The sequence below is a fragment of the Streptomyces sp. NPDC093984 genome (assembly GCF_044764595.1).
Taxonomy (GTDB): Bacteria; Actinomycetota; Actinomycetes; order Streptomycetales; family Streptomycetaceae; genus Streptomyces; species Streptomyces cynarae.
This window is the reverse complement of the sequence record NZ_JBIWIM010000040.1, coordinates 1-11,998: the sequence shown is the minus strand read 5'-3', so window position 1 is coordinate 11,998 and position 11,998 is coordinate 1. Positions and strand designations below refer to the sequence as shown.

The following is an 11,998-nucleotide window of genomic DNA, read 5'->3' as shown; positions in this document are numbered from 1 at the left end:
ATGGCGAGGGTGGGGGCGGCGAGGCGTGTGCGGGCGTCGCCGCCCCTTCGCGGTGCGCTCACGCGGTTCTGGCCGGGGCGAGGCTGAGGAGGCCGGCGCCGTAGGCCTTGCCGCGGCCGATGCCCGTGAGGATGGCTTGGGTGAGTGCGTCGGGGTCGGTGATGGTGGCGGTTCCGTCGTAGCGGATCAGGCTGTGCCGCATGGCTGAGGCGTCGGCGCCGCGCGGCCTTGCGGGGGCCAGGTTGGTGGGGGTGAGGACGTGGAGCTGGAGACCGGCGTCGGCAGCGCGCTGGGTCCACCACTGGTCGGCATCTGGCCCGGACAGCGGGATGATGCGGCCGCGCTGGCCCTTGTGCTCGAGCGGCAGGCGCTCGCGTTTCGTGGGGTTGAGGACGATCCGGTAGTTGACGGCCAGGCCTTTGCGCAGGGCGGCGAACATGGGAGCCAGGTCCTTGATGTCCGCGTGGCCGTAGTCGGCGGGCAGCCGGCCGGGGTCGATGGTGTCGCCTTGGATGAGCAGGGTGCTGGCGGTGGTGGTTTCGTCGACGCGGTAGAGCAGGCCTGCCGTGCGCCGGGGTGAGTCGCCGAGGTTGTCGGGGGCGAGCCGCATTACGGTGCGGTGCATCTGGGTGGCGTCGCGCAGGTCGCGTTGGACAGCGCGGCTGTAGGGGTTGAGACGGATGCGGGCGATCACCGCGGTGGGGCTCATGCGGCGTTGTCCTCCTCCAGGCAGTAGGTGATCAGCTGGTCCATCAGTTCCTGGCGGGGGCAGGCCAGGGAGTGCGCAAGACGGTGCTCGACCCGGTAGATGCGCCGGGTGCGATGGCTGCGCTGGTGTGGGGCGAAGCTGACCGGATGGTCGTTGGCGTCCAGGACGTCGATCTCGTTGTCCGGTACGTCGGCCGGGGGCTGCTCATACAGGAACGTCACCGGAACGGTCTCGGGCTCGGAGCGCGCGAGTGGGCGGCTGAGCGGGACGCGGTGGCGTAGTTCGTGCACGGGGTCGGCGACATGGGCGCGCAGCAGGAACGGCTCGTCCGGGGCGCAGGAGCGGCGTCCGAGGTAGGGCGCCCAGTGGGGGTGGCGCAGGGCCTTGGCGATGCGATCGGTGTCGGCGTCGGGGCCGGTGACAGCGATGGTGAAGACGGCGTCCGCGAGGTAGTGGCGGCGGGTGATGACCGCGGCGCCTTTGTTGCTGCCGCCGCTGGTGGCCGCGGTCTGCGCCTTGGGGAAGCCGCCGCCGACGGTGTGGTAGTCGACCAGCCGTGTGCCGGGCCGGTCCACGCGCACGGTGAACTGGAAGCGGTCGTAACGGTCGATCCCCTCCTCGCTGCGGCCGAGGCCCTCGGCTGCGGCGAGGATCCCGGTCAGCGCGGAGCGGGTGGGAAAGGGTGCGCTGTCCCGCACGGGGGTGAACGCGGAACGCTCACCCCAGGACTGCAGCGGGCCGGCCAGGCGCAGCAGCAGACCGCTCACTGCCGCTCTCCCGTCTCGGGCAGGGCTGCCCCCACGGCGGCCTCGATCAACAGATCGAAGGAGTCGTGGGCGGTGCCCAGGCCGGTGAGCTGCTCGTCAGGGGCGATGGTGGCGTGGCCGTGGAAGGGGCGGTGGCGCTCGCCGGTGAGCCGGTTGATGTTCGCTGTGTAGGAGGCGAGGGCGTGCCGGGACGGCCTGGCGTACCCGCCGGTCGCATCCGCGGTGATTGGCGCCTCGAACGCGGCTGCGAGGGACAGGGGCCGGTGCTCGCGCACGGCCGCGTAGGCCAGGTCGGGCAGGGTGTGGGGGGCGGTGCTGTTCTTCTTCGCCTGCGGCAGCGACGTCAGGAAGTGCTCGGCGAAGGAGGCCAGCACGGTGCGGGCCGCTTTCTGGTCGCCCTCGAGGTTCTTGACCAGGTCGGTGACGTTGACGGTGGCGTAGCGGTAGAAGACGCCGGAGCTGAACTCGGCGGTGTCCAGGTGGCCGCTGCCGGTCTCGGCTTCGCCCAGCCAGTCGTCGACGGCGGTGAAGTAGTCGCGCTGCGGCTCGCTGGCGTGGGTGGTGAAGGCGTGCGCGATCTGGGCTGCGCCGTCGACGTTCGCGTCGGGCAGCTCGGCCAGCATGCGGCCCAGCAGGCTGATCGAGGCAGTGCGCCGTTTGAGGATCTCCTCGATGCGGGCCGGCGGCAGCAGCTGGCCCGGGTTCTTTTTGCCCTGGGCCTTCTCCAGCTCGCTGCGGTGTTCTGCGCACACGGCGGCGAGTTCCTCGATCGCGGCCTCGGGCAGGAACAGCAGTACCGAGGTGTGGCCGGCTTTCTCCGTGCCGATGCCCTTCTTGCCCGCGCTCGCGGCGACCTGCGCCCCGGCGAATGCCGCCAGGTCTTCGGGCCAGCCGGCCCGCTCGAGGGCCTGGCGGACCTTTACCGGGACCAGGCGGGTGCGGGCGGCCCGCTCACCGAGGTCGCGCTCGACGCCCTGGCGGATCACCCGTTTCCAGGACTGGCTGGAGACGCGGATGCGGGAAGCGCCGCCGTACTGGACCTGCTTGGGCGAGCCGAGGTCGTCGCGGTTGAGGTTGGCGGCCGGCACCGACTGCAGGCACGAGAGGTCGAGATACAGGGACACTTAGTTCTCCTCGGTCAGATGGGACGGGCGGGCAGCGGGGTCCTGCTCCGGTTCGGGGGCGGTGGTGCGGAAGTAGGCCTCCAGCCAGCGGGTGGCGATCCGGTCGCGGTCGCGGTTCCACCAGGCGAGGTCCTCCAGCAGCACCGCCCAGTCCACGGCCACGCCCTCGGTGAGCAGGTGCCGGGTCAGTGCAGGCAGCCGGGGGTGCAGGGCCCCACTGCTCTGCCGGGCCATCAGGTGTAGGTCGCCTTCGGCGGAGCCGGGTTTGATGATCTGTTTGTTGACCGCCTGGGCCAGCGCCGCGCCGAGGTTGGCACGCTGGTACCACTCCGGCCAGGGCTGAACGCTGCCGGCGGCGTCGGCTTCGCGGGCGGCGCGGGGGCGTGCGGCGATCAGCGCGGCCACCGCATAGTGGGCGCGGCGGGCGTCGGGGTGCATCCGCGCGGGCAGTCGCGGGACGAGGTAGCGGTGCAGGTAGTTGCAGCGCTCGACCGGCAGGCCGAGCCCGGTGCGCAGGTCCGACTGCGTCTTTTTGACCTTGCACAGGTCCAGGACGTAGGCGACGAAGGCGTCCGAGGCGCGCTCGGAGCCGTTCGTCGGCGGCGCGCCGACCGCCGCCGGTACGGATTCAGACATAGGCGTATCCCTGGGTATGGGGTGGGTGAAAAAGAACGGGCGGCGGGTCAGGCAGCGGTGGGTGCCTGCAGCAGGCCGCGGATGATCGCCCGGGCCCGGCTGCGGGCGCGGGCGACGCGGATGTCGGCCCGGTTCGCGCTGCCGATCGCAGTGTCGAGGGCGGCCAGGGCAGCGTTCACGAACGGCGGCTGCGGCCACACGCTCGTCTGGCCGGGTGTGGCCAGCTGCCAGAATTCCCGCTCTGCCGCCGGCCAGTAGCGCGCTACGGCCGCGGCCGCCCACGGTCCCGGCTTGCGCTGGTCGAGCTTCACCTTGCCGGAGGCGTCAGCGTTCACGTCCGTGGCGAGCTTCCAGGCGACCTTGGCAGCGAACTCCATCCGTTCACCGGCGTCTTCTGCGGCCCGGTGGCAGCGCTCCACGTGCGCCGCCATCTCCGGGTCCGTTTCCTGCTGCCACTGCAACACGGGCGGTGTGGTCGCCTGGAACCAGCCGCTGTCCTTTTGCTGCCCGTCCTGGTCGAAGCCGTAGGCCCGCACCCGCAGCCGGCCCCGCAAGGCGTCCGGAAGACCGTCAAGAGCACGCGGACGCGAGGCGTCTTGGGCGCTGTCCATCAGCAGCAGCGCATCCACATCCCGCCACAGCGCCCGCGCAGTGTCCGCCTCCCTCGCCTGCAGGCCACCGTCCCGGCGCCGGTCCAGGATCAGATATGGATCCCTCGCCTGATGCGCGGTCTCGTGCGTGGACCACGTGATGTAGGCGTCGGTCACTTCGGTGTGGTCCGCGGACGGCACCAACAAGGCGGCGTGGCGGAACCGGCCCGTCAGCACCCGGCGCGGCCACGACAACGCAGGACAGGGGCCCAGCGGATCGGGCAGCTCCTCCTCCCAGGGACAGGCGTCCGCCTCATCAGGCTCATGGTCACCGGGGCGGGGTACTGCCAGCACCAGCGTGGTGAACAGATCCGGCGCCCACGGAAAGTACGAGATCGACTTTCGCAGCGGCCCCGCATCCCCACTGCCCGCCCGCGTCTGGGTGATCCGCCGCGGCGTGCACTGCCCCGACGGACCGAAATACAACTGCGCGATCAGATGCCACACCGCCTCCGCCGCCGGCACCGGCACCGGATCCCCGTCCGTGAAATGCCCGAACAGCACGGCACCGTTCACACCCGTCGGACGGCCCATCACCAGCTTGTTCACACCCGACGCATTCGGCCGTCCCTGGCCGTCGACGCACTCCTTGAGCAGTCGCGGGTCCTGCAGGAACGGCCGCTCCCCGTCGAACAGGTCGAACCGGCCCGCCGGGACCTGCTCATCGAAGTATGCGTCGACCGCGTCCCGGTCGAACCGGCCCCGGGCGAGCACGGCCCGACGGAGGGCGTACCACTGGCGGATCTCCTCCGCAGTGTCCTCGTCGTCCAGCCCCACGTCCTCGTGGTGCGCGATCCGCGTCGTCATCGCCGCAAGGATCCGCATCAGCCCGGAAGCCGCCGGCGCAACCGGCAACTCAAGATCCTCGATCTCATGCGCCCGCGTGAACAACCCCCGGAAACCGACCCGGACCGACTCCCCCGAAGCCAGTCGGACCGGCACCCACGGCTCGTCCCGCAGGTCAAACCCCCCACCCATCAGGCCCCCTCGCCATGAAATCGCCATGCAGGCATGACAGTTCCCCCTCAACCGGAACGTGTCCGGTCAGGCTGTGACATTGAAGCAGCCAGCACTGACAACGGGGCGATAAGCCGGAAAACCCGCCGCTTGAGCTGCGGATTCCGGCTGCTGTCACTCCCGTACGAGCCCCAGTTCGGGATCCATGCGCAGGGTCTTCGACCCCACCCGTACCGCCTGTGCCCTCCCGTCCACGACGGGCTGGCACAGGACACGCAGATCGCCCAGCATGGGATGCTCCGACCAGGAGACGGGCGGCTGGTGAGCGTCAGCCTCCGCCTTGGCGAACCAGTCGGCGCGGATGGGGATCGTGCGCCGCATCACGCGCCGTACGTCGGACGCTGTCGGCCCGGCATCCACCGCCGGAAGCCCTTCCTGGCCGGCCACGTCCAGCGTGATCCGCCCGTCCGGCTGCTCGTGGACGCACAGCAGGCGCACCGAGTCGGCGCCCAAGCGGGTGGCGGCCTCCCACTCGTCCTCGGCGCCCTCCAAGTGGTGCATTTCGTGCAGCTCCCACAGGCTCCGCGCCCGCGGCACGACCACGACGTCCGCCATGCCGCGCGCCGCCATCTCGCCGCCCCGGTAGGCGCTCCAGGCGGCGGACTTCGCCGGATCGTCCCAGTGGAAACGGTCGGCCCGATCCCCGTGCACCCGCTCCACCAACTCCTGCACGTCGCCGGGAACCGCAATCTGCCTCCCATCCAGCTCGGCCATCACCTCGGACGTCTCGATCAGCAGGTGCTCGGCGTAGACCTCGCCCCACTGCACGGGCACCTTCCCGCCGCCGGCCAGCGGGTCCAGCACCACCAGCCGCGGGGCATCGGCCCAGCCGGGCCGACCACGCCCGCCGGGGTAACCGTGGAGGGACCACCAGTTCTCGTGTCGCCAGCACCGGCCCGCCCGCTGCAGCAGCAGCGCCAGCGGAGCCAGATCGCTGATGACGACGTCCGCGTCCAGGTCCAGGGACTGCTCAACCACCTGCGTCGCCACCACGATCCGCCGGGTGGGGCGCGGCCCGCTGCGGCCCATCCCGCTCGTCACCTGCGCCGTCCGCTCCTCGCGCACGTCCCCCGGAAAACGGGCGTGCACCAGCAGCAACTCCTCACCGGTCAGCGACGGGTAGCGCTCCTGCAGACGACGGTAAGTGTCCTGAGCCTCGCCGACCGTATTGCACACCACCAAAGCGCAGCCCCCCTCACCCACAGCCACCGGCTCCAACAGCCGCTCGATCACGGCCAGCCGGCCCCGTGCCCCCGCCTTCGCGCTGTGCACCACAGGCTCGACCTGCACCTGCAGGTCCATGCTCCGCACGGCGGCCTGCTCCTGCTGCCGCGCCTCGGATATGGGCGTGCACGCGCCGGTGTCGGCGTCCACGTACAGCCAGCCCGGATACGGCGCCGGGAACTCCCGCTTTCTCAGCTCGGAGGACTTCATGCCCGCGCCGCGCAAGTACTCCTTGATCAGCCGGTTGCTCACCGATGCGGGAAGCGTCGCCGACAGCAGCACCACCGGCACCCCGAACGTGCCCAGCCAGTTCAGCAACCGCCCGAGCAGCACCTGCATGTAGGGGTCGTAGGCGTGCGCCTCATCGACAATGAACGCCTTGCCCGACAAACCGAGCAGCCGCAGAGCGTTGTGCCGCACCGGCAGCACCGACATCAACGCCTGATCCACCGTGCCGACCGCGAACTGCGCCAGCAGCGCACGCTTCATCCCCCGCAGCCACCGCCGCGGCCACAGATCGGCCTCCGGCCGCACCGAGCCAGGCGCCTCGTCCCCGTCACAGACCAGAACCTCGCCCCCGCCCTCGAGGTCCTCATCCGCGTACGCGGTGTTCAACCACGCCATGCTGTGCAGCAGCGTCAACCCCGCCCCCTGCGCCGCCTGCCGCCGCAGGGAGCCGGCCACCCGGCCATACATCTGGTCACTGGTGGCCATGGTCGGCAGCAGGAAGGCGTAACCGCGCGTGTGGAAGATTTGCGATAGCGCCCGCACCGCCTCCAGCGCCGTCTCGCTCTTGCCATCGCCCGGCGCAGCCGTCACCAGCAGAATCCCACCCTTGCGGCCTTTCGCCGCAGCCGGGAGCTCCTCCATCACCGACCGCTGCAACGGATTCGGATCCCCGCCGATGCCGTAGGACTTCGAAAAGCCCGGGTATGCCAATTCCACCGGCTCCAGACCCGCCTCGCGCAGCACAGCGGGTGCATCGGCCTGAGAGTGGTGGAAGTGACTCTCCAGCGAACTCTCCAGCGTCCGCTGCCTGCCCTTGACGTAATCGGCCTGGCTGACCAGCCAGTCCGCCAAGATCACCACCCCGGCGACCAAGACCGCCGCACCCGCACCGAACGCGCCCGGGACCTTCGGCTCCCCCAGCAGGCAATGCACCGCCTGCGCATGCACCTCCCGCTGCAGCGCCCACGTCCGACCACCCAGCCGCTCCTGCACAGCCCACTGCGCATTGCGGCGGTAGTCATTGCGGTGGAAACGACCGTGATGGCCACCGATGATCTCCGCGATACGCCGCACCGCAGACCCCTCACCAGCGTCCTCGAACCCGAGGGCCTCAAGCACAGCGGACGTGGCCTGCATGCCCGCGACATCGTGACTGACCCGCTCGACACCGATCTTCCCCACGTCCGCGAGGAACGCCTCGCTCAGCTGGTCCTTCCCATGCCGGGAGCAGAACTGGAAACCCGAGATCTTCCCGATGTCGTGCAGCCCGGCACACAAACCCACCACCCCGCGGGCCTGCTCCAGCGAGCATTCCAGGCCGGCGGCAATGGCCCGCCGCTGATTCTCCGACAGGTACACGTCCCACAGGTGCACGGCCATCGCCGCCGCGTCCAGCAGATGCCGCACCAACGGATACGGTGGACACTCCGTATCCAGCCCCCGCGACTTCCCCCACGCCGACTCGTCCAGCACCGGCCCTCCCATAACACCCTCCCCCAAGCCGGACGGAACATCCGCCGACGCCGAGGATCCAAGCACGCGGCACCGACAACGCCTCCCCCAGCGGCACGATCGGATACATCCGGTACGACATGTGCTGTGCGTCCTGGCGGCGCCAGAAACAATCCGCCGCCGCGAGGAAAGCCTTAACCTCATGCGTATGACAGAACCGCCGACGGCAAAAGAAGCGCAAAGCGACCTCTGAGGCGCAGGTCAGGAAGTCCTCCCCGCCGACGCGGGGGTGCTCCGACGCACCTGTCGTGGCAGCTCATGAACGAGTCGTCCTCCCCGCCGACACGGGGGTGCTCCGCCCCCACCGGGTCCCGTGGTCGCTGTCGGCAAGTCCTCCCCGCCGACGCGGGGGTGCTCCGGCCGGCGCCTTGTTGTCTGCGGGTCCGGCGACGTCCTCCCCGCCGACGCTGGGGTGCTCCGGGCCTGGATGTGGTGGTGTCGGGCCGGCTGAAGTCCTCCCCGCCGACGCGGGGGCGCTCCGATGATCGGCCCGATCGACGCCTCCCTGCACGCGTCCTCCCCGCCGACGCGGGGGCGCTCCGATGATCGGCCCGATCGACGCCTCCCTGCACGCGTCCTCCCCGCCGACGCGGGGGTGCTCCGTACAGCAAGCAGGCCACGGCCCTCGGCCAGGCGTCCTCCCCGCCGACGCGGAGGTGTTCCGCCGAAAGACGAGAAGGTCCTCGCGACGCCGCGGTCCTCCCCGCCGACGCGGGGGTGTTCCGGCCTCGCCTCCCTCGTCGACCCACAGCAGCACGTCCTCCCCGCCGATGCGGCACGTCCTCCCCGCCGATGCGGGGGTGTTCCGCCGGTGACCTCGTAGCCGTCCGCTTCGACGAGGTCCTCCCCGCCCATGTGGGGGTGTTCCGTAGGGAACCGCCTTGGACGCCACCACCATCGGGTCCTCCCCGCCGATGCGGGGGTGTTCCGTCCAGGGCGCGATTCTCGCCCGTGTTGCTGAGGTCCTCCCCGCCGATGCTGGGGTGTTCCGCAATACGGCACGGTGACCGGGCGATTCTCCAGGTCCTCCCCGCCAACGCGGGGGTGTGCCCATCAAGCCGGGCATCGTGGTGGCTGACGAGGCGTTCTCCTCGCCGACGCGGGGGTGCTCCGCTGTGGCAGAAGCAGTGGAACCGGTGGACGCCGTCCTCCCCGCCGACGCGGGGTGCTCCGCCGTGGACCCCCGCCGAATACGTCGAGCGGATGTCCTCCCCCGCCGACGCGGGGGTGCTCCGGACGGCAACCCCTCCTTGAACAAGGACGGCACGTCCTCCCCGCCGACGCGGGGGTGCTCCGATGGCAGCCAGCACCGCGACCACAGCCCGGTCGTCCTCCCCGTCGACGCGGGGGTGTTTCGTCCATCGTCAGGTCTTCGTTCGGGTCGCCCTTGCCCTCCCCGTCGATGCGGGGGTGCTCCGTTTCCTGACCGAGGAGTCCTGAGCATGGCCGCGTCCTCCCCGCCGACGCGGGGGTGCTCCGGTATCACGCAGTGTCGCGCGTGAGTACGGCCGGTCCTCCCCGCCGACGCGGGGGTGTTCCGTCGGGTATGACGCTGACTTCCATCACTGTGGCGTCCTCCCTGCCGACGCGGGGTGTTGCGATGATGAACCTGGGTGCCGAGGTGGAGACGCTGTCCTCCCCGCCGACGCGGGGGTGTTCCGTTGCCCGTGTTGTAGATGCCGGCCCGGGCGAGGTCCTCCCCGTCGACGCGGGGGTGTTCCGCCCTGCATGACGCCGTCCGCCACGCTCTTGACGTCCTCCCCGCCGACGCGGGGGTGTTCCGTCGGTGACCTTGCCGCGGCCGCCGACGCGTTCGTCCTCCCCGCCGACGCCGGGGTGCTCCGCCTGCGAGGGGGCGGACTTCGCCGCGGCTGATGTCCTCCCCGCCGATGCGGGGGTGCTCCGAAGGACGGCTTGCAGTCGGTTGCTCAGCCGCTGTCCTCCCCGCCGATGCGGGGGTGTTCCGGGCCCGATGGAGCGCGTCTTCGTCATCGTCTGGCCCTCCCCGCCGATGCGGGGGTGTTCCGCAGATCCTCGGCCCGCTGGACGGCTGGAAGCTGCCCTCCCCGCCGACGCGGGGTGTTCCGTTCCCGGTCTGGGACTGGTCGACCTTCAACCCGTCCTCCCCGCCGATGCGGGGGTGTTCCGTCGCTGAGGTTGGCGAACACCTGCTGGATGCGGTCCTCCCCGCCGACGCGGGGGTGTTCCGTCCGTCCACTCCGCCGGCGGCCGGCTGCCGTCCTCCCCGCCGACGCGGGGGTGCTCCGCTGGACTGCCTCACCGGTGTCCGCCGTCTGCGGTCCTCCCCGCCAACGCGGGGGTGTCCCGATGTCCTGTCCGGTGGCGAGGTCCCAGGCCGTGTCCTCCCCGCCGATGCGGGGGTGTTCCGTCATCGCCCCGCGCTTGGGGGATGGGGCGACCGTCCTCCCCGCCGATGCTGGGGTGTTCCGCTGGGCCGCGTGCTGTACGAGGAGCTGGGCCCGTCCTCCCCGCCGATGCGGGGGTGTTCCGGCAAACATGGCGCCCCCCAGGTGCGCCAGGAACTGTCCTTCCCGCCGATGCGGGGCTGTTCCGACGGTCGGGTAGCCGGCCTTCGCGGCGTAGTCGTCCTCCCCGCCGACGCGGGGGTGCTCCGGCCAGCCGAGCAGAACAAGAAGCCGAGAAGTGGTCCTCCCCGCCGACGCGGGGGTGCTCCGTCCGAGGGCGGTGTCGCGTTCCTGGTGAGCGCGTCCTCCCCGCCGACGCGAGGGTGCTCCGCAGCAGCCGCACCCGATCCGCACCCGGGCCTTGTCCTCCCCGCCGACTCGGGGGTGCTCCGAAGGTGTGGCGCCTCAACGTGGTCGAGACGACGTTCTCCCCGCCGACGCGGGGGTGTTCCGTCGCCGGCGCCGATCTGCGACCGGGCGATCGGGTCCTCCCCGCCGATGCGGGGGTGTTCCGTACCTGAACCGGCCGAACCTGTATCCCAGACAATCCTCCCCGCCGATGCGGGGGTGTTCCGGTGCGCGCGTCGATCCGCTCGATCCCGTCCAAGGTCCTCCCCGCCGACGCGGGGGTGCTCCGTGCCTTGCCCTCGCCGTGATGGCCGGGCTCGGGTCCTACCCGCCGATGCGCGGGTGCTCCGACCGACGGGAATACCGATAGTTACCGCGTCTTGTCCTCCCCGCCGATGCGGGGGTGCTCCGCAGTACGCGGAGGACCAAGTACGACAGCGGTGACTGGCCTCTGTGCCAGCGTGCATGGCCCCGGTGATGGATCGGTGGGGCCCGAATGCACGCTACGTCGGCACCGCGCTTGTAACCGCGCTCGTACATACCCGGTCGGGTGAAGACGCTCGAGCGGGAGAACTTCAGCGGGACGTCGGCACGTCGTGCTGTGCGTGAGACAGATCAATGACGCGCACGTGGCCCTGCCGGGTCTGGCCGTAGTGGACGTCGCGGCCGCCGATGACGAGACCGCCTTCGCTATTCAGGAGCTGCTCGCCGCGCGGTGCGCCGTCGCGCCGGCGGACCGGGAGACGATCCCTTGGAACCAGCAGGCTCTACTCGGCTGGTTCGGCGGTCAAGGCGATGGTTGGGGGTACGACGCGTGCGCACAGGGGTCCGCCCGCGTGCGTCGGTCAGGCCAAGGCGTCCGTGCAGCCGGCCGGTGCGTACGGCGGCGTCGAGGACGTCGGTGGAGACGGCGTCGAGGAGGAGTTTGGCGCGGCGGAACATCGTGAAGGTGCCGGCGTCGTCGACGGTGCCCCACGAGAGGTAGATGAACCGGCCGGGGCGCCCCTGTAGGTAGGGGCCTTGTACGTCGATTTACATCGATGCCGGTCGGCGTGGCATGGGTGGTGCAGTCCAGCGTCCAGGGGGCGGAGGGGGCGTCGCCGGGCTGCGGGCCGTGCAGGTCGTCGCGGCGGTCGCGGCGTTGCACGGCGACGTGGAGGTCATCATCGGTGTTCCGGTTCCGTCAGGAGGGCGCCGAAGACGGATTGGCCGAGATCCTCTGCTCGGGCCTCAGTGTCCATTGCTGGTTGGCGGCGTCGGTTCTAGTAGGACTCCGTTAGGTCTGTCTTGATCTTGGTGTGGTTCTGCTGGGCAGGGGTTGGTGGCAGGTGGTGCAGATGCCGGTCCAGCAGTTCAG

General features: G+C 70.9%; 6 protein-coding genes and 2 pseudogenes. 1 reads left to right on the top strand and 7 read right to left on the bottom strand.

Annotated elements, in window-relative coordinates:
* Window positions 1-58: 58 nt before the first annotated feature.
* The 6 genes from cas6e to cas3 form a co-directional block, all read right to left on the bottom strand.
* Entirely contained in the window at window positions 59-709 is a 651-nt protein-coding gene (gene cas6e, locus ACIRC0_RS39455) for a type I-E CRISPR-associated protein Cas6/Cse3/CasE (protein WP_403626901.1), read from the bottom strand.
* Entirely contained in the window at window positions 706-1,476 is a 771-nt protein-coding gene (cas5e, locus tag ACIRC0_RS39450; protein ID WP_403626898.1) for a type I-E CRISPR-associated protein Cas5/CasD, read from the bottom strand. Before cas5e ends, cas6e begins: the two co-directional genes overlap by 4 nt.
* The gene (gene cas7e / locus ACIRC0_RS39445; RefSeq protein ID WP_403626895.1) at window positions 1,473-2,600 is read right to left on the bottom strand and encodes a type I-E CRISPR-associated protein Cas7/Cse4/CasC; all 1,128 of its coding nucleotides are present in this window, start codon (window positions 2,598-2,600) and stop codon (window positions 1,473-1,475) included. Before cas7e ends, cas5e begins: the two co-directional genes overlap by 4 nt.
* Window positions 2,601-3,236 carry a type I-E CRISPR-associated protein Cse2/CasB gene (gene casB, locus ACIRC0_RS39440; protein WP_403626892.1) on the bottom strand — a complete coding sequence of 212 codons (636 nt, stop codon included), beginning with the start codon at window positions 3,234-3,236 and terminating at the stop codon, window positions 2,601-2,603.
* Window positions 3,237-3,283: 47 nt separating this feature from the next.
* Window positions 3,284-4,864, bottom strand: coding sequence for a type I-E CRISPR-associated protein Cse1/CasA (gene casA, locus ACIRC0_RS39435; protein ID WP_403626889.1), 1,581 nt, complete (start codon window positions 4,862-4,864; stop codon window positions 3,284-3,286).
* A gap of 153 nt (window positions 4,865-5,017) precedes the next feature.
* Window positions 5,018-7,840, bottom strand: coding sequence for a CRISPR-associated helicase Cas3' (gene cas3, locus ACIRC0_RS39430; RefSeq protein WP_403626886.1), 2,823 nt, complete (start codon window positions 7,838-7,840; stop codon window positions 5,018-5,020).
* Between the two features lie 3,397 nt (window positions 7,841-11,237).
* Between cas3 and ACIRC0_RS39425 the strand changes: the two are divergent.
* Window positions 11,238-11,375: pseudogene (locus ACIRC0_RS39425) on the top strand (DUF6207 family protein); the annotation flags it as partial.
* A gap of 33 nt (window positions 11,376-11,408) precedes the next feature.
* On the opposite strand, the pseudogene ACIRC0_RS39420 reads toward ACIRC0_RS39425, so the two are convergent.
* A pseudogene (locus tag ACIRC0_RS39420) lies at window positions 11,409-11,803 on the bottom strand (DUF5990 family protein); the annotation flags it as partial.
* Between the last annotated feature and the right edge of the window lie 195 nt (window positions 11,804-11,998).